Annotated in this window: 12 protein-coding genes; 6 read left to right on the top strand and 6 right to left on the bottom strand. The window is 63.7% G+C overall.

The features are described from left to right. Window positions 1–60: 60 nt before the first annotated feature. The 5 genes from BW982_RS17905 to BW982_RS17915 all read right to left on the bottom strand — a co-directional run bounded on the left by BW982_RS17905 (window position 61) and on the right by BW982_RS17915 (window position 4,254). Window positions 61–366, bottom strand: a complete 306-nt coding sequence (locus tag BW982_RS17905; protein ID WP_139327477.1) for an AbiTii domain-containing protein — start codon at window positions 364–366, stop codon at window positions 61–63. Between the two features lie 486 nt (window positions 367–852). Continuing rightward, window positions 853–2,061 (bottom strand): hypothetical protein, encoded by a 1,209-nt coding sequence (locus BW982_RS14325; protein WP_139327478.1) that lies wholly within the window; start codon window positions 2,059–2,061, stop codon window positions 853–855. Continuing rightward, window positions 2,058–2,612 carry a DUF4365 domain-containing protein gene (locus BW982_RS14330; RefSeq protein ID WP_139327479.1) on the bottom strand — a complete coding sequence of 185 codons (555 nt, stop codon included), beginning with the start codon at window positions 2,610–2,612 and terminating at the stop codon, window positions 2,058–2,060. The genes BW982_RS14325 and BW982_RS14330 overlap by 4 nt, the downstream gene beginning before the upstream one ends. A 666-nt stretch (window positions 2,613–3,278) precedes the next feature. Then, window positions 3,279–3,665 carry a hypothetical protein gene (locus BW982_RS17910; RefSeq protein WP_139327480.1) on the bottom strand — a complete coding sequence of 129 codons (387 nt, stop codon included), beginning with the start codon at window positions 3,663–3,665 and terminating at the stop codon, window positions 3,279–3,281. Window positions 3,666–3,681: 16 nt separating this feature from the next. Beyond that, a complete protein-coding gene (locus BW982_RS17915) occupies window positions 3,682–4,254 on the bottom strand; it encodes an HNH endonuclease (RefSeq protein WP_175611119.1) in 573 nt (190 codons plus the stop codon). A gap of 1,391 nt (window positions 4,255–5,645) precedes the next feature. Here BW982_RS17915 and BW982_RS14345 point away from each other — a divergent pair. From BW982_RS14345 to BW982_RS14355, 3 genes are all read left to right on the top strand, one after another. Beyond that, window positions 5,646–12,359, top strand: a complete 6,714-nt coding sequence (locus BW982_RS14345; protein ID WP_076494397.1) for a PA14 domain-containing protein — start codon at window positions 5,646–5,648, stop codon at window positions 12,357–12,359. Window positions 12,360–12,945: 586 nt separating this feature from the next. Next, entirely contained in the window at window positions 12,946–13,218 is a 273-nt protein-coding gene (locus tag BW982_RS17920; protein WP_139327482.1) for a hypothetical protein, read from the top strand. Next, window positions 13,215–14,426: a hypothetical protein gene (locus BW982_RS14355; RefSeq protein WP_076494400.1), complete on the top strand. Its 1,212-nt coding sequence runs from the start codon at window positions 13,215–13,217 to the stop codon at window positions 14,424–14,426. The genes BW982_RS17920 and BW982_RS14355 overlap by 4 nt, the downstream gene beginning before the upstream one ends. Window positions 14,427–14,471: 45 nt before the next feature. Here BW982_RS14355 and BW982_RS17925 read toward each other — a convergent pair whose 3' ends face one another. Further along, window positions 14,472–15,008, bottom strand: coding sequence for a helix-turn-helix domain-containing protein (locus BW982_RS17925; RefSeq protein WP_139327483.1), 537 nt, complete (start codon window positions 15,006–15,008; stop codon window positions 14,472–14,474). A 116-nt stretch (window positions 15,009–15,124) separates the two neighbouring features. On the opposite strand from BW982_RS17925, the gene BW982_RS14365 reads away from it, so the two are divergent. The 3 genes from BW982_RS14365 (at window position 15,125) to BW982_RS14375 (ending at window position 18,845) form a co-directional block, all read left to right on the top strand. Further along, window positions 15,125–15,562 carry an SHOCT domain-containing protein gene (locus BW982_RS14365; protein ID WP_083696726.1) on the top strand — a complete coding sequence of 146 codons (438 nt, stop codon included), beginning with the start codon at window positions 15,125–15,127 and terminating at the stop codon, window positions 15,560–15,562. Between the two features lie 77 nt (window positions 15,563–15,639). Beyond that, window positions 15,640–17,331: an MFS transporter gene (locus BW982_RS14370; RefSeq protein WP_083696727.1), complete on the top strand. Its 1,692-nt coding sequence runs from the start codon at window positions 15,640–15,642 to the stop codon at window positions 17,329–17,331. Next, window positions 17,328–18,845, top strand: coding sequence for a leucyl aminopeptidase family protein (locus BW982_RS14375; RefSeq protein WP_083696728.1), 1,518 nt, complete (start codon window positions 17,328–17,330; stop codon window positions 18,843–18,845). The genes BW982_RS14370 and BW982_RS14375 overlap by 4 nt, the downstream gene beginning before the upstream one ends. Window positions 18,846–18,855 lie beyond the last annotated feature (10 nt).

Below are 18,855 nucleotides of genomic sequence, written 5' to 3' on the forward strand. Positions count from 1 at the left end.
CGAAACTCCGGCGGGTGGGCAGCAGGCATCTCACGGACTCCTTCCGAGACGATCATCGCCTCAACATTGGTGTCCGAGAAACCGGGTCAGGCTCCCTTGGGGCAGCTGCCAGCGTGTGATTATTTGGCCCTTTGTCCACGTGTTCCCGCTGATCGAGTCGACAGTGATCGGGACGCCCGGCAGCTTCCGATAGTCGGGAATTGTGGATTTGTCCGTGTAGCCGTTGAGTTCCAGTCGAGCCCAGTCTCGTAGCGCGCTCGAGCCGGTCTCGGCGCCGAGCAGCAGACACTTGCGTAGCAGCCCGGCAAGGGGCTCGGTCTCGTCGAGGGCGCGGTCCCGAAGTGATCGCAAGAGCGAGTCGGTCATGTCGGAATCTTAGGTGTCACCCACGACATCGCGGACCCACCGGCTTGCGGACGTCGCGAAACCGCCGGCTTCCCGGATACCTGATTCGGCACCATAAACTCCATCCTCGTTTCCAAGGTTAGGAGCGTCCAACAAACCCAGGGCGCTTCAGTTCGCCGTAACACTCGCATGAGGTGTCGTCGGGCGATCGCCTAGTAATGTCGCAACCCCGCGCTACTGTCGCCTTCATGAGAGGCATTCGCTGTCCGACTACCCGCGCTCCGATTGAGACCGAGGCCGAGGCGCGCACGATCGCGGCCGGCGTGTGGAAAGGGGCAACCGCGATGCGCTGCCCTTACTGCGGATGGTGGCACGTCGTCGGCAACGGTACCCCCATCGAGCGCCCGAGTAAGCCGATGCGGTCGAGGCGCAGGCGCTAACCTGTCACACTCTGACCTCGCCCTGGACGCGGTCCGCTTATCCAGGGAAGAACTTTGAGCATCGGCTCTATTCGGCTGACCCCAGGTCGGTGAAGAACGGAAGTGGAGATTCATTCGCGAGATTCGCGCGCTTCACTGGGACGTCCTCAGCCTTAACGTACGTCGCGACCGGAATCGTGCTGTTCCGCGCCCGCTGTTCCATCTCGCCCGTGACCGAGAGCTGAACTTCACGCGCGTGAGCTTCTAGGGCGAGTTCGTATTGCTCTGGAGTCAGTGACACCTGGACGACGCGAGGCACACCGTTCACCCGCGCGGACAGCTGGATGGTGCGGTCTGGCTTGGAAGAGACACGGTGAAGCTGCACCACTTCGCCCGAGATTGCCACGAGCTTGGGTTCAGGGGCGCTCTCGAAGTGCCGTACGGCGTCCGCTAGGACGATTGCGTCGGGCGGGACGAATTCGAAGGATGCCCCGTGTTGATCAAGCTCGGGCACGTCCAGCACATCGTCGTTGTTGTAATGAACTGCCACACTGGCCTCTGCGTCGCCCACAATCTTTGCCAACGCTTTGAGGAGCTCGAGAGACACCCCGTCGGTGACGTGCGTGTCGAAAGCTTCGACCGAACCGCCGTGCCGGACCTCATGTACTGACTCCACGACGGCGCCAAGAGCCGTCTGCAGAGTGCTCGTTATGGTGCGGCCGGCGTAAGCAGGGGCTTTGGCCGCTTCCTTCGCTTCGGGGGCGGACGTGCTGAACTTCCCGTGGGCAGGGGTGAGCGCTGTCACGACGTAACTGCCGATCTGCGTCTGGCCCATCAGGCATTTGTCCAGGAACGCTTCGGCTATCGCCGTGTCGTTGTTCAGGAATCGTCGCCGCGAATGACTGGTTGCCTTGGCGGCGGCGACGAGCAGGCCCCGCGTGCCTTCCACCATGCTGTCACCGTCCTTCCACGCAATGACGCCAGACTTGTTCCCTGTCTCGCGGCGGCTTAGCACCTCATCAAGCTGCCGGCTCACCATTGCTTCGACCATCTGCACTACCTGATCGAACTCCTGCCCGTACTCGCTGTGCAGCGCAAGCAAGGCTCGATGTACCAGGAGGGCACTGTCGGAGAGGTCGTCGCGGAGCGGTAGCACTACTTCCTGAATCGGACCCCGAAGCTCGCGGGTGGCCGGCTCCCAGTATTCGATACGGTCACGGAAGGTTCCGGTGGATTGCCAACCCAGGCGCTTGAGCGCGTTGCGGAGGACGCGAGGCTGCACTTCACCGTCACTCATGGCATCCCACCTGCCCTCAGCCTGGCCATGATCTGGCACAGAATTTCGTCATCGAAGACGCTAGTGCGGGGCACCGACACTGACACGGATTTGGTGTTCCCGGGGTGCTCGGGCATGCCCCGGAGGGACCGCCAATACAGCGCGTGCCGCATCAGACTGTATGGCGGGTGCACGCGCGACCATTGCGCCTGGTCGGAGGGCATGTCGAGCACAACGAGGATGGAATCCATTCCGGGCGAGGTGGAACGCATCTCGTCATAGCGAGCGCGCGACAGCGAAATGGATATCGCGGTGCCCGAGGCGTTCCAGCCTGCGGAGGTCGCCTTCAACTGAACGTCCAGCGGAACCTTCACACCGTTCACCTTGTGGGTCACTTGGAGGTCAATGCCGTCATCAACGGTGTAGCGGCTTGCGGTGCAGCCTGCAGCAGCGATGACTGCGAGCATGATGCCCTCTTGAAAGGCCTCCATGAGCGCTGTCTTGCGCGAAGACGAGCCGCGGACGAGCGGAGTGCCTGTCGTGGCCTCCGTGGCGCTCGCGAACACAGTCACCTTCGAATACTAAGGGCCAACCTGAGAACGGCTTTGAGTGTTGCTGCTTCGTGTTCGGTCTGCCAAGCGCGTGAATTGAGAGATGAGACGTACCGGCCGCCGGAGGAAGGGCGTGAAGAAACCGGCCCCACGAGTGAGTCAGGGCCACCGAACGAGGCGGCGGGATATGAACTGTTCTTGTCTGGGCCTCCGCGCGGCGGCGGCTCCACATCGCTGGAACAGACACGCCTGACGGGGGTTGTGCTGAGTGGCAGTCCAGGGAACGAGGGCCTGGCGTTGTGAACCTGGCGACACGGATGCCAGTTCCGCCCTCGGCGACCGCTTCAGTCGTGAGGTGCCCAGTTAGCGGGAGGCGACGACGACCTCGCGGAACAGCGTGCAACGTGGGCGCGGAGGGCCGTGACTCGTTCTGACTCCCAAAACCCCGTGGAGAGAATCTCCCCATCCGAGAGGATGGTGATGTCCGGAAGGAGGGCGAGGTCTTGGAGTCGGCTATATGCTTCCCGCCGAATCGTGAGAGCCTCCTCTTCCAAACCGGGAGGGTGGCAGAGCAGCAGATCCAGGTCAGAAGCGCGGGATATGCACTCGCCTGCCCCGGTACACCGAAGCGAGGATCCGAATAGCCCCACGATATACAGCGGCGGTGTGATCGTACGGAGAATTTGATCAGCGGCGTCTAGGTGGCATGTAGTCAAGGAATTTCTCACCATCATGATAGACCGCACCAAGCAATTCGACCGACTTGAAAAGACCGACTTGTCTTTCTCGACAGTATGCTTTCGCCTCCGGAGAATATTGGTTGTAGTTCATTGTAGAAACGATGCAATTGATTTGTGGCGACGCTTTCATGATCTCGATGACGTCGGCAACTGACAGTATGTACTTATTTGATAGATAGATTCGAAGTTCTGTCTTATTGCCGCGATTCAGGATGATATGGTGTTCGTCAATCTGGAAGACTTCCTCCACGACTGGATTGGTGGACAGTTTCTCGACGAGGAAGACCATCTGCTCGGGGCGGGGTCGCTTCTCGTAGTATCCGTGCTCGGGCAAGTTTCAACCATCGCTCTCATGAATCGGGATTGTCAAACACGGTCGCAAGTCCTGCAGGGAATCTTGGTGCTGTGACACCGACGTCAATTCCCAGATGGCGCTCCTCGAGCGCCCTGCGATGAGTGTCGAAGAGGGCGACCTCGACGTGTTCGCTGGTTTGCAGTAGGTGAGAATTAGCTTCGAGCATGGCGGAAATTCGCGCGTTGTTTGGGATTATTACCTCAGAAACCTGCCTCAGCCATGTGTCTGCTGACTCCGGTATAGCCGCGGCAGGGGAATCAGGGCCATATGTCATCCAGATGGCCTCATTCTGTGCCAGGAGTCTAAGGAGCGCGGCGTGAGCTTCCTCTCGAGTGGTGAACTGTTGGGCTCCCAGCATCCCGCGAAGGCGGCGTTCATGTCCTCTCTTCCACTGGACGAGTAGCTCCGTCGGGAAGTCGTCAGGGGACCGATCCACGATCGTGTGGCAATTCGGACACAAGAGTATGAGATTTGAGAAGCTCGTCAGGTCTTCGTCAGACAGGTTCTCGTCCCCACGTGGGCCGGCATCGCTCGCTGCCACAATGTGGGCAACCTCCGCGAGCTTCACCGCGCCACCGTGGGGGAGTTCGTACCAGAGTGATCCTGTTGGGCAGTCTGGCCGTTCGCACCATCCGCCCGCGGCCCCAACCAGACGGAGAACTGTCTGGTCATGGATGTTACGTCCACGGGCCCTTGCGCAGATCGCTTTTGCCATGGCGTGAACGCTCCTCAGGCCTCTTGTCCGATGCAGAATACTCCGCCGGATGAGGCGACGGGTTAGCTACGGCCTTCTCGGTCACCCGCCTACCCCAGCCCTGGACGACAGTGGCTGCCGAATCTGGAACCAGGACATCGAAGACGAGGCTTCCTAGCTGAGCGGTTGCCTCTTCGTCCCCGAAGAGGCCGCGATGGCGATTGCGCGAGGACGATGGACGGTCGAGACGGCGGCCAGGCGATTGGACGTCAGCGCTCAGATGATCAACTTCAGGCCGAATGCCGCTGGCGCCCGAGTTCGGGTAGCACGTGAGAGGCGTCGCCGTGTGGCGCAGAGCCTTGACGATTGTCTTCCTGGCACAGCTGCTGTCGTGCTGCTGCGAGAAGGCGCAGCGCGCATTGCTCGAGCGTGTTCGAAACGAAGAAGAGAAGGAGGCGGCGGGCGACAATCCGGTTACCGGTAGCTACCGCCGCGTAGGCGTAACTGCACTCCCTCTTTGACGAGGCGCTGCCGGACGTTGTTGTAGCTGGTGTCCAGGCGGGTTGCGATGGCCATGATTGACTGGCCGTGCTGGTACAGCATCCCTGCCATCTCGACCTGCTCGTGGGTCAGCGGCCTGCGCCGTAGCGCTACCCCCTCGTCTCGAAGCAAGCGCAAGACACCAGTCTTGGAGAGCCCGTAGGTCTGACAGAGACTCGGCGTCGTCGCGCCGGACTCGTAGTCAGCGACGATCCGCTTGATCTGAGCCGGTTCGAGGCGCCGGCGAAGCGATCGCGCCGCCTGTTCGCTGGGTGTGGTCGTGGGTGACAAAGTTCCGGCGACACCCGCTATCTTCCGCAGTTCTACCAGGGGTGGCGGGAGGAGTACCGATTTGTTCGAGTAGTGGTGTACTGGCTCTACTTCCGGTATGGGACTCTGGTCTTACTCGAACAATTGTGCCTCCGGCGGACCGCTTCTGTGTCCCGAACTCGATGCTCGTGCATGTCCTCACTGCCCCGAGTTCGCCAGCCGCTTGACCGTCACGGCAGCGTCAAGCAGGCATGTCCATAGTGGTGATCTGCGGTCGTTTCTCCGGCGTCGTCTGGCATGTGGTGTCTGGCGAGCGCTCCGTTGCGGTTGGCGGACTGGCTCTGCGCTTCTCGGCTAACCATCGTGACTTTGCTGAAACATTTCTATGTGTAGGGTGAGCATCACCTGGGGGCCAGGTTCTTGTCGCTCGGTTCGGGCGAGCTAGTCGGGGGTACGTGTTGCTGAGTCGCGCGCGCATTTTTTGGGTTTCGGCGGTCGCGATTTTCGCGCTTCTCGTGGGTGTGGGGGTTCCTGCGCAGGCGGCTGAGGTGCCGGTGTCGGAGCCCCCGGCCGAGGTGAGCGACCAGCCGGCACTCCCGGCTGGTGAGGCCTCTGAGGTGGTGGCTTCCGTGCCGGAGGGGTCCTTCGATGCGCCGACGGAGGAAGTCGCTCCGGAGCCTGTCTCGACGGTCGCGCCTGCCGCGCCCGTAACGACATCGTTCGGGTCGAGCGAGATCGATCACGACAACCTCGAGGTGGTCTCACGGACGGAGGATTCGACGACGTACCGGACGCCCGATGGTGGGTTGGCGAAGTACCTCACCCCGGGACCGCAGAACGTCGAGACCGAGGACGGGTGGAAGGAGATCAACACCGACCTGTCGTCCGCAGACGACGGGTGGAAGGTCGATGATCACCCGCTCCACCCCGCGTTCGCCCCCTCCGCGGCGGATACGGATGCTTTGTCGGTGTCCCGGGACGGGCACGACGTGTCGATGTCGCTGATCGGCGCGGTGGAGGGGGATGTGGCGGCGCCGTTTTGGTTCTGGGACGACCACACCGAACTGACCTACCGGGACGTTAAGCCGGGGATCGACCTGGAGTACGAGGTGCAGTCCGGTGGGATCAAGGAGAACCTGGTCCTGAAGACGCTGCCGACGACGAACGCCTGGGTGTGGCGGCTTGATCCGGGCTCGTTGACGCCGGCTCTGAGCGAGGACGGCTCGGTCGCGTTGTCGGACGACTCAGGCAAGACGGTGTTGCTGATTCCGGCGCCGGTAGCGTTTGATTCCTCGGGGGAGCAGGGCCAGCGGGAGCCGGTTTCGATTGCGCCGACTCCGCGGCTGACGAAGTCTTCGGACGGTACGTGGCGATATGGGCTACAGGTTTCATACCAGTGGCTTACCGACCCGCAGCGGGTGTACCCGGTCATCATCGATCCGGGATTCGCAATCACGGGTTCGACGGCGTACAAGTCCGATGGCGTGGTGCAGAACAACGCTCTGTATGTCGGAAACACGCGTCAGGGTAATTCCAACGTGTATTGGCGGTCGGTAGTTGGTGTCGATTACGGCGACATTCCGGGCCAGTTCATCGCTGGCGCGCAGCTAAGCCTCGGCTATGCCGGTGAGGGTACTACGACGAATCAACAGGGGTGGGTGCACGAAGCGAGCTGCCTTGGGTACGAGTGTCGGTCGTCACACATAACGGGCTACAACGTCGGCACCGGATGGGTGGATACCGACGGCACAGGTCTGGCGGAGCGTCTGATCAACCGATTCCGTGAGGGCGGTCGCCCCGCGTGGTTGGTCGGCGGCAACGAGGACGGTTCATATTCGTTCAAGAGCCTCGATGTCAGCATGTGGATCAGCTACTGGGGCTACCCGTCGGTGTGGACGAGTTCTCCCGCGAATGGTGCCAAGGGTGTGAGCGTGGCACCGGTGCTCACACTCGGGGCGTCCAATCCCGGTAACCGTCCCCAGACCTATGCGTTCGAGATCGCCACTGACCCGGGCATGAGCAACTTTGTCTTCACGAATTCGTGGCAGACGGGCACGAGTGTCCAGATCCCCGAGGGTGTGCTGCGTCCGGGCACGGACTACTACTGGCGGGCCCGTGTCGTTGACGACACGAACGGTCACCTCGGGCAATTGACGGATAAGTACTCGAGTGTGGTGAAGTTCACCACCAACCAGGTTCCGATGCCCCCGGTGGGTTCGGCGACGCCGGGCGCGTTGCAGACGGAGGCTGTCCCAGCGGTGACGACGCTTACGCCGACGCTGCAGGTCGACCATGTCGCGGACACGGATTCGGTTGGGGGGTCGATGACGTATCAGTTCAAGATCGCGACGGGTTCGGATGGTAAGTCGGGTGCGGTGACCGCGTCGGGGTGGATCGCGCCTGGGGCGGACGGGAAGGTGAAGTGGACCGTCCCGGTGGGTGCGTTGCAGGACGGCGGGGTGTACAGCTGGAAGGTCGCTACCCGTGATGGGGCGGACACGAACTGGTTTAACCCGTGGGTCAAACGGTTCCGCGCCGACTTGCGGTTGGGATCTTCCGGCCCGTCGCCGTTCGATACCGCGGGGCCGGTGACAACGAACCTCGCCAACGGGAACGCGACGGTGTCGTTCGCCTCGCCCACCGTCGATGCACTCGGCGGCCCGATGGGGATGTCGTTCACCTACAACTCCCAGGAGGTGCCGGGAGCGAACCGTGGCCTGACTGGGGAGTACTTCGATGCCCGCGTGAGCAGCGGTGCTCCGAGCAGTTTCGATCTCACTGGCAAGGTCCCGGTGTTGGTGCGGACGGATCCGGGGGTGTATTTCGACTGGGGAACCCGTGCGCCCGCGGATGCGCTGCCAGCGGACTACTTCATGGGCAGGTGGACCGGGTTCATTACCGTCCCGCCCGCATTCGTCGGCAAGCAGGTGCAGTTCGGGCTCCGTCAAGACGACGGCGCGCGCCTCTGGGTCAACGGGGAGAAGCTCGTCGACAACTGGGCCCTCTCCTCACCCACGAAAACATGGGGTCCCGCGCGCCAATTCGGTGGCAACGCGATGCCGGTCCGGTTCGAGTACTTCGAGAACAACGGAACCGCCGTCGCTGAGATGTGGGTCCGGGTCGACGGCGCGGAGTACGTCGTCCCGCCGAACTGGTTCACCAAGAAAGTACAGACACTCCCCGAGGGCTGGGGTGCGTCCGCCCCGATCGCGGGTGCGAGCTCCAACTGGGTGTCCGCACAGATCACCGATTCCTCGATCATCCTCACCGACGTCACCGGCCGTGCCCACACCTACCTCAAGGTCTCCGGCGGCGGATACCAGGCCCCGTCCGGTGAATACGGTGTGGCCAGCCTCGACGGCAGCGGACTCGTGGTGTTCACCGACGAAGACGGCACCGTCTATCAATTCACCAAGGAGGGACGGGTGTCTTCGGCCACTCCGCCGGAGGATGTCCGCAAGGCCGCCGCGCCGCAGACGATTCTGAACGCGAACGGTGTGGCCGCCCAGATCGTGGACCCAGTGTCCAAGAGCGGCAGCAGCTACCTCCGCCAGATCACCTTCACCTACCAAGACGGTAGCCAGCAGGCCTGCCCGACGCAGTCCGCGACCGGGTACGCCACGACTCCGGTGGACATGCTGTGCAAGATCGCCTACCCCGACGGGACGAACACGCAGCTGTTCTACAACACCGCGGGTCAGCTCGCCCTGATCCTGGACCCGGGCAACGAACGCACCATGTTCGGCTACCAGTCCAACGGGTGGCTCAAGCAAATCCGCGACGCCACCGCAAACGACAGCATCCCCGTCGATATCGCCTCCGGCACCAACGACGCCGCATCCACCCGCATCACCTACACGGGAGACAAGGTGGCCACGGTCACACTCCCCGCACCCGACGGAATCTCACAAAGCACCCGACCCTCCCGCACCTACGGGTACGAAAGCGGGCGCACCTCTATAACGATCGCCGGACTCACTGATGCCGTCCAATGGGCGGAGTACGACGCCGCGTGGCGGCAGACCGCTCGCGTCAGCGCAATGGGAGTCCGAACGACTCAGGCCTGGGATCCGGCAAAAGACCTCGTCCTCTCTAGCACCGATGCCACCGGGCTGGTCTCAACCCGCATCTATGACACCGTGGACCGGGCGGTAGAAGCGTACGCGGCGGCACCCGCGGCGTGCTTCGGTTCCGAACGACGCCCCGTTGCCAATGCGGAGAGTGTCAGCGCGTGCGGGATCACACCCGCGAAGGCCTCGACCGTGTACGACGAGGGACTGCGCGGCCTCCAGGTCGCCTACTACAGCAACACCCGGAAGCTGTCCGGCAAGCCCGAGGCGTACGCGCTAGGCGTGGGCGGTCCCGACGGGGCGTTCCAGAAGGACTGGGGAGAGGCATCGCCCATACCCGGCACGATCTCGGCCGACAACTTCTCGCTCCGCGCGACAGGACTGGTCACCTTTGCTCAGGCCGGCACCTACCAGCTCCGCACTTACAGCGACGACGGTGTAAGGGTCTGGCTTAACGACGTCCTGATGATCGATCGATGGGTCGATCAGTCACCGACGGATGCGGACAGCGCGTCTTTCCAAGTCGCCGCTGGTGAAGTACGACGTGTCCGCGTGGAGTATTACGAAAGCGCTGTCGGCGCGCGCGTTGACCTGCAGTGGAAGCTGCCCGGAGCGAGCGGATTCCAGATCATCCCCGGCAGCCAGCTACGACCCGACTACGGCCTCGTCACTAGGTCCCAGGCCGATGATGCGACCTCGGTCTCTGGCGCTATCGCTCCTACCGTCACCACCACGACCACGTACCAAGACCCCATCGTCGGCCAGCCAACCCAAACCGCCGTCGACCCGAGCGGGCTGAACCTGAAGACCACCGCAACCTACGAGACGCTCAACGGCACGGGCTGGCTCCGCCAACTCCGACGCTCGCTTCCCGCCGCCTCGGCGGTCGGTCCGACAGACGCAAACAGCACGACCCGCACGTACTTCAGCGACACCGGAACGTGGAGCACCGCGAACTGCGGCGTCCCCGCCGGGACTCCCCAGTTCGGCAAGCTCAAATCCGTCACCGGCCCAACGCCGACCTCCGGAACTCCCACAACTACGTACTACTTCTACGACGTAATGGGACGCCTCGCCGGCACGAAAGTTGACGGGGACACCGCCTGGTCCTGCACCACCTACGACGCCCGCGGCCGCGTAACCAAACAGGTTACTGCCGGCGCCACCGGTGTCTCGCCGACCACGGTGAACACCACTTACACTGCCAACGCGACCGGACTTTCCGTCGCCGTCACCGGACCCACGATTGCGGGCTCGACGAATTCGATGATCACGACCAAGACCGACCTGCTCGGCCGCACCACCTCCTACACCGACGTCTGGGGAACCGTCACCACTCCCACTTACGAGGCACTGACGGGACGTCTACTGAAGGTCTCGACGGCAGCGACCGGCATTCCCAGCACGGACACGGAGTACACCTACGACCTCGACGGGAAGATCACGCAGGTCAAGAGCGCCGGGCAGGTCTACGCCGTACCCACATACGACACGAACCAACGGATCAGTCAAGTCATCTACGGTGGCGGTGCCACCCTCGATGTCACTTGGGATGTCAAGCGGGGGACGGTACAAAAGAACACCTGGACGTTCCCCGGATCCTCGGTGATCACGGACTCGGTGACGCGGTCCACGGCCGGCCGAATCGTGCAGGAGAAGATTGTGGACGGAACTGCGAGCTATACCTCCACATATGGGTACGACTCTGCCGGGCGACTCATCAACGCCGCGATCCCAGGCCACGAACTGACCTACCAGTTCGCATCCAGCGGGGGCTGCGGCCCCAACACCGCCGCCGGTTTGTCCGGCAACCGGACCGGGTACATCGACGCGTATACAGCACCAGGAGCTAGCACCCCGGCTACCACGACGACGCAGTACTGCTACGACTGGGCGGACCGGTTACTTTCCACCGTCGTAACTGGCGCGTCGCCCAGTGCGACGACAGTGACCGACGGACTCGCTGCTAGCGACATCGCATATGACGTTCGGGGGAACACGAGTCGCCTCGCTGACATGACATTCAGGTACGACGCGTTCAATGCCCACGTTGGGACGACATATGCAGACGGTACAACGGTTGCAGTGGTGCGGGACGCAATAGGCCGTATCGTGTCACGCACGATGGACCCGGCCGGGTCGACGCCAGCGACTACGACCCGCTACGTCTACACAGGTGACAGCGACACACCCTGGGCATCGGTGCCGGCTTCGGGCATGCCGGTTCGCACGATCTCGCTACCGGGTGGAGTGAGTGTCGATGTGCCCGCGACTGGCGCAGCGACGTGGTCCTACCCATCCCTCCAGGGCCACACGCTGACTACTAGTGACGGCAGCGCTAATACCGGGGTGCGGCTGTACGACCCATTCGGTCAGCCCCTTGCGTCAGGGAGCTTGGCTATCGGTACCGCTGATGCGGACAACTCGGGCATGGTCAGCGACACCACCGGATGGCACGAGTCCGCTCAGAAGTTGACGGAAACCGCGGGAACCAGTCTTCTGATCGAGATGGGCGCGCGACTGTACGTGCCCGCGCTTGGCCGGTTTCTGCAGGTGGATCCGGTCGAGGGCGGCGTCGACAATGACTACGTATGGCCCACCGATCCCATCAGTCGCAATGACCTCAGCGGTCGAGCGTGGTGGGAAGACGCGGCCGGATTCGCCGGTCAGGCTTTTGGTGCCGCGGCCAAGTGGGTCTGGGACAACAGACGGGAGCTTGGGCATGTAGCCATCAACATTGCGGCCGGGGTGCTGACCGTGGCCGCAACCGCGGCTGTCTGCGCGGGAACTGTAGGGGTGGGCTGTGTCATCGCCGCTGGGGCTGCATTCGGGCTCTTGACGAATGTTGTTCCTCACTTTGCGCTGGATCGAGCAATGGGTCACAGGACAACTGCGGGGGAGGCCGTAAAATACGTATTGGGGGCTCCGATCCGCGGAGCTCTCGGTGTGCCGATGCAACAGACGAGGCAAGCGATTATGAGTAGTGCCGTGAGTGCATTGAGATCTGCTGTTGGGTCTTTTATGGGCGCGGCCAGATCTGCGGGCAGTGCCCTTGGAGGCGCAGTACGATCGCTAACGAGAGGATGGCGTTTCTTTTGAGCCAGGACTACAAAAGCTTCTTCGCTAGCTTTTCCAAGAGGCGCGCATTCTTTTGGTTTGCTTGTTTGGGCTTATCTTCGTTCCTCTTAACCTTCAATCATCTTTTTGGCGATTTCTACTGGCTGTGGACTCTTTCGCTTCCTCTCATCCTCATCCTCATCATCGGCGAGTGGATTCGGTCGCGGCGCGAAAAGGGGCGACGGGAGGCAGATGCTGCTGAATCGATCGACTAAAGTAGACGGTTCCAACTCAATTCGGCCGGGCTTGCCGGTTGGGTTGACCGTGCTATTGCACAAAATAGATCTACCGCTGATTAACGGAGAAAGATCCCATCTGTGATAGATGGACAACAGACGGTTTGCCCTCACTGGAGTGGGTGCGGCCGGCGGCTCCGGTGGGTGTCGGGCGCTCTAGAGTTGGTTCTTCGATCTTGGCTGGCTCGATCTCCGCGTCAATCACGTAGATGGACTACCCACAGCATCCACAGTCGCCCGAAGTCGGCGCGCGATGTGGCCCCTGAGGGGGCGGCAAATACCGTTACTCAATTAGTGGGACCTAAGAGTTCGGCCGATGTGCGAATAAGACCGTGAGCAGCATCCGATATTCGACGCTGCCGACCGCGACCAATAGGCAGCTTCTCAGCGCGGAACAGGCGGCGATCAGCTATCAGAAGGATTTCGCACAGGATAGTCTGAACAGGGCAAGCCCCGTGAAAAACGGCCGGACAGCTCTGGGCTACGTGATCATCCTGGGTCTCCAGCTGAAGAATGCCCAGTGTTCCACTTGGTGGGGGGATGGCGCTCATGCGAGGAGACATTTTGCCGGGGGTGGCGGCGTGCTCAGGATGATGCTGCGATGAACATTCCTGCCGACGATGAGACGTTCTCGCTGGAGTCCCTGGTTTCGCGGCTGCGCGGTCTTCCGGACAGCGTGATCGAGCTCCTCTGGGATCCGTTTGAGCTTCCCAGTCAGGATTTCGGGGGGATCCTGATGAGCCTCCCGGAGGGGTGGACCCCCAAGGGCTCTCCGTCGCTCGAAGAGGTGCGGCTCGCGGCGCGAATGGGCGTGGGGGTCGCGTGGGGGTCGTGCTTCGATCTTGAGTGGCTCGGTTCTGATATCCGGTACATCACCGCCCTGATGTGCTCTCCGACGGCTGAACAGACGGGCCACCTCGAACGGATTGAGGAGGCCTCGTCGCTGAGGTGCCTGATGACACCGTTTCTCGGGGTTGAAGGCGTCATCGATATCTCCCACTTGACTCAGCTTCGGAAGCTCGTCACCGGTCAGAGCGCGTTCCTCGGTGGATTCGGGCTTCCGCGTCTGGAGGATCTCCGGTACATGGGCGAAAGCTTGCCCGATGGCGTCCGCACGGGACCGGCCGTGGCATACGCCGTCTTCGACGTCGCCCGCTTCGACGCGAAGATTCTCGAGAACTCGAGTGGACTGCGTAACCTTCAGGTCGAGCGAGCACGTCACGTCGACCTGAACACCTTCGCGGGATTCACCTCGCTGGAACATCTGTCCTTGCGGCTCTGTAAGCGCGTGACGGGTGTCGAAGGTCTGAGTCGGCTGCCCTCCCTCAGAGAGCTGCAGATGGCCTTCGTCACCAAACTGGCGGAGCCGGAACAGCTGCTCGACCTCGATCAGAGCAGTCTGCACGCATGGGGCACCCCTGACCTGGATCCCGAGCTCGTCCGTAGGGCCAAGGAATCGGGGCTCACCTGGTCGGTGAGTCCCGTGTCGAAGCCCGCGGATATCGTCCGTGTCTCGGAGATCTGGGAGGGTGGCGGCTACGAAGTCACTTTCGACGAGTGGAACCACCTCGCCGCAGCTCTCGGTCCGGACGAGGGCGATCTCCCCTCCACCGAGGATGTAGAACGCGTCCTGCGGCGTGCGGTGGAGGTGCATGGCTCGCGCGCCCTTCGTCAGTCGGTGCTGTACGACTCCGAAGCCGAAGCGGTCATCGTCCAAGTGCCCAACCGTCGCAGTGCCAATCGTGTGCGCGACATCTGGCTCCAGGAACTCCACGATCCCGACATCCTGAACAAGATGCGCCCAGAAGGCTGACGTTCGCGGCAATCCAGGGGAGCAACGTGCGTCGCCGCGGGCAGTTCACTGATACCTACAGCCGCGTGTGCGCAGTTGAACTCCCTCTCTGATCAGACGCTGTCGCACGTTGTTGTAGCTGGTGTCGAGGTGAGACGCGATTGTGGCGATTGGATGGCCGTGCTCGTACATCGCTCGTGCGACCTGGACCTGATCGTCGGTGAGCGGTCTACGCCGTAGCGCTACCCCCTCGTCTCGAAGCAAGCGAAGAATGCCGGTCTTCGACAGACCGTAGGTCGCACACAGACTCGGGGTCGTTGCGCCCGACTCGTACTCGGCGGCGATTTGCTTGACCAGGACCGGTTCGAGACGCCGGCGAAGCGATCGACTCACCTGCTCGACCGGCGTCGCGGACGCGGCAAAATTAGGCGTCAGATCAGCTAATTTCTGCAGTTCCATCAGAGGTGGCGGGAGGAGCGCCGATTTATTCGAGTAGCCGTGTATTGGCTCTACAACATCTTCGTTCGCACGAACCAAGCGCCGGATACCGTCCGGCGCTTCGCGTTCACGGGCGGGCTCCCCGCGCCGGACGGCGCTCGTCACACGCGCCCCCACTTCTAGGGGTTCTCGGCCCCGATATCGCCGCTCCACCCTGTGCGCCGCGGGGACGGCTCCTATTCTGGCGAAGCTTCGCGTCGTCAACCCGAAAGGCACGCCCCGTGCGATTCTCCGAGACCATCACTCCCATCTCCGCCGTCGAATACCACGGATTCTGGGGTTCGTTCTGGGACCTGATCTGGTGGTTCCTGGCCGTCTTCATCTTCATCAGCTACCTGTTCGTCCTCTTCTCCGTCATCGGCGACCTGTTCCGCGACCGGAAGCTGAACGGGTGGGCGAAGGCGGCGTGGGTCATATTCCTGGTGTTCTTCCCGATCCTCACCGCGCTGGTGTACCTCATCGTCCGCGGTCGCGGGATGGGGGAGCGCAGCCAGGCGCAGGCCGCTCGTTACGAGGAGGCCCAGGCCGCGTACATCAAGTCCGTCGCGGGTCAGACGCTGACCCCCGCGGATGAGATCGCGAAGGCGAAGGCACTCCTGGACGCCGGGACGATCTCGCAGGCCGAGTTCGACCGGCTGAAGGTCAAGGCTCTCGGCTGAGCCCACTCCTCCACCATCCGAAGGAGAGCGCCGGTGCCCGGCACCGGCGCTCTCGAGAGTCCACTGGGAAGGTCACGATGACGGATGCGAAGACTTCGGCCGCGACGACCACGGGCACGGCGTCGTGGCTTCCGCTCATCGTCGTGGTGTTGACGCAGGTCCAGGCGTCGTTCGCCGTCAATGCCCTCACCGTCTCGATGGCGGGGATCACCACCGATCTCAACACTCCGGCCACGTCGGTGGGTACGGCGATCACCGCGGGCACGTTCGCGATGGCCGCCTTCATCCTTCTTGGTGCGAAGATCGGCGCGCGCTTCGGCACCCGCGGTGTCTTCCAGATCGCGGTCGCCATCCACGCGGCGGCCATGGCGGCCGTCGCGTTGAGCCTCAGCCCGGGGATGCTGTTCATCGCGCAGGCGTCGTCGGGTGCGGTCATCGCCCTGATCGCACCGGCGTTGACGGTGTTCATCGCCACGAACTACAGCGGCGATCGCCAGGCGAAGGCGATCGGGCTCCTGGCCGCGGCGATCCCGCTCGCCGGCATCCTCGCCCTCCTTCTGGCCGGCTGGTTCGCCGAGACCATCGGGTGGCGGTACTCCTTCGCCCTGATGGTGGCCCTCGGCGTGGTCAATCTGCTGCTCAGTTTCCGGTTGAAGCGTGTCCCTGCGCAGCGCGATCTCCGGATCGACTGGACGGGTGCACTCCTGGCGGCCGTGTCCATCATCCTGCTGAGCTTCGGCTTCTCAGGGCTGAACTCGTGGGGTCTGTGGCTGGCCACCGCGCAAGCCCCCTTCGACGTCCTCGGTGTTTCCCCCGCGCCGCTGCTCATCATCCTCGGACTGATCGGCGGACAGCTGTTCTTCCTGTGGGTCGGCAAACGTCAGCGCGAGGGCGCCCCGCGCATCTTCGACCTGCGGGTGCTGGCATCCGGAACCGAACTGGCCATCACCGCGTGCATGTCGATCATGCTGTTCGTCGGCACCGCGGCGAACTTCCTGATCCCGCTGTACATGCAGGTGGTGCAGGGTCTGACCGGCATCCAGACGTCGTTCTCGATCATCCCCTACACGATCTCGATCTTCCTGGCGTCGACCTTCGTGGCCTACCTCTACAAGGTTGCGCCGCCGCGGATCATCGGGTCGGTCGGGTTCGTGGTGGTGGCGGCGGCGCTGTCGCTGATCGCGTTCACGATCCGCGGCGACTGGGGCCAGGTCTTCATCGTGATCGGCCTCGTGCTCCTGGGCCTCGGCCAGGGAGCGATCGTCGCCCTCGTCTTCAACACGCTCCTCTCGTCGGCCCCGAAGCAACTCGCCGGTGACGTGGGAGCCTGGCGTGGCCTCGTCCACAACCTCAGCGGTTCGGTGGGGATCGCCGTGGCCAGCGCCTTCGCCGTCGGCATCCTGGCCGCCACCCTTCAGGCGAGCGCCGAGGCGCACCCCGAGATCTCTCCGCAGCTCATCAGCGAGGTCAATATCAACGAGGCCGACTTCCTCACGAACACCCAGTTGGAGGCGATCCTGCAGACGACGAGCGCCTCCGAAGCCGAGACCGCCGCTGCGATCCAGGTGAACGAAGAGGGACGCGTGCTGGCTCTGAAGGTGTCTCTCCTCGCGCTCGCCGGCCTCGCGCTGCTGGCGATCATCCCGGCGACCCGCATGCCGGGCCGTATCGCCGGGGAACTGCCCGAACAGGTGGAGCCCGACGACCCGGATGCCATCGACGCGAGCATCCCCCTCAACCCGGTGGCACAGAAGGAGACGTCGTCATGACGCAGGAGACCGCATCCATCGATTCCCCGTCCGTGCCGGGCCTCGTCGAGCTCGACGCGGTCGTCGTCACCCGGGGTGACGGAGCGGAGGACGCCGAGGCCGTCGGCTACGTGGTCTTCGCCGAGGGCGAGGTGCCGCCCGCGCTCGGACTCGATCGCGAGGCGCTCGTTCGAGCCGGCTTCGACGCGAAGGTGGGGAGCATCCTCTCCATCCCGGTGGCTTCCGGGCCCGATCTCATCGCGGTCGGCGGGGGCGCCCCGGGCGACCTGACCCCGGCGCTCCTCCGTGACGTCGCGGCCGCGTTCGCCCGCGCCGCGGCCCGTCGGGCGCGCATCGCGCTCGTCGTGGAGCGTGACCTGCCGGACGGCGCAGGACCTGCCGAGCCTGCCGCGCTCGTCGAGGGGGTTCTGCTCGCACGTTACGGCTACACGGGTCTGAAATCCGAGTCGAAGCGCGTCCCGCTCGAGTCGCTCCGGCTTTCGGTCGCGGGGGTCGCCGACGACGCCATCGAGCGGGGAGCGGCAACGGCGCGCATCACCGCGCGCGCCGCCGTCGTGGCGCGCGACCTCGCGAACACCCCGCCCGGACGCCTCACGGCGACACGGATGGCGGAGGTCGCCGTCGAGCTCGGTGCGACGTACGGGTTCGACGTCGAGGTGTTCGACCGGGCCGCCCTCGTCGAACTCGGCTGCGGCGGCCTGCTCGGGGTGAACCAGGGGTCCTCCGAGGAACCGCGCATGGTCAAGCTCGCCTACCGTCCGGCGGGCGGTGGCACCCGCCACCTCGGGCTCGTCGGCAAGGGCATCATGTACGACTCCGGCGGGATCAGCCTCAAGCCGTCCGACCCGATGCATCTGTTGATGAAGATGGACATGGCGGGGGCCGCGGCCGTGCTCGGCGCGTTCACCGCCCTGCGCGACAGCGGCGTCTCGGCGGCGGTCACGGGCTGGCTGATGTGCACCGACAACATGCCGTCCGGAACGGCGTACAAGCTGGGTGATGTCCTCGTCGCCCGCGACGGGACCACCGTCGAGGTGAAGAACACCGACGCCGAGGGGCGCCTGGTCATGATGGATGCCCTCGCGCTCGCCGTGGAGGACGAGGTGGATGCCATCATCGACATCGCCACCCTCACCGGCGCCGCGCTGATGGCCCTCGGCGGGTCGACCGCGCCGTTCTTCTCCAACGACCCGGCCACGGCCGACCTGGCCCTCGCGGCGTCCGCCGCGACCGACGAACCGGTGTGGCGGATGCCTCTGGAGAAGAAGTACCGGGCGCAGCTGGACTCCTCGATCGCCGACATGTCCAACCTCGGCGGTCCCTACGCGGGAGCGACCACCGCCGCACTCTTCCTGTCCCACTTCGTGCGCGACATCCCCTGGGCGCACATCGACATCGCCGGCACGATGCAGACGGAGAAGGACGACTCCTGGCGGTCGGCGGGGGCGACGGGCTTCGGCGCGCGTCTGCTGCTGCACGCCGCCGCGCACTTCGGATTGGATGCGTCCGCCTGACCGCGGGCCT

The sequence above is a fragment of the Microbacterium sp. RURRCA19A genome (genome assembly GCF_900156455.1).
GTDB lineage: Bacteria > Actinomycetota > Actinomycetes > Actinomycetales > Microbacteriaceae > Microbacterium.

Excerpts from the sequence above, each read along its gene's own strand:
- BW982_RS17905 (WP_139327477.1), bottom strand. The coding sequence starts at position 366 with ATGACCGACTCGCTCTTGCGATCACTTCGGGACCGCGCCCTCGACGAG.
- BW982_RS14375 (WP_083696728.1), top strand. The coding sequence starts at position 17,328 with ATGACGCAGGAGACCGCATCCATCGATTCCCCGTCCGTGCCGGGCCTC.
- BW982_RS14325 (WP_139327478.1), bottom strand. The coding sequence starts at position 2,061 with ATGAGTGACGGTGAAGTGCAGCCTCGCGTCCTCCGCAACGCGCTCAAG.
- BW982_RS14355 (WP_076494400.1), top strand. The coding sequence starts at position 13,215 with ATGAACATTCCTGCCGACGATGAGACGTTCTCGCTGGAGTCCCTGGTT.
- BW982_RS14370 (WP_083696727.1), top strand. The coding sequence starts at position 15,640 with ATGACGGATGCGAAGACTTCGGCCGCGACGACCACGGGCACGGCGTCG.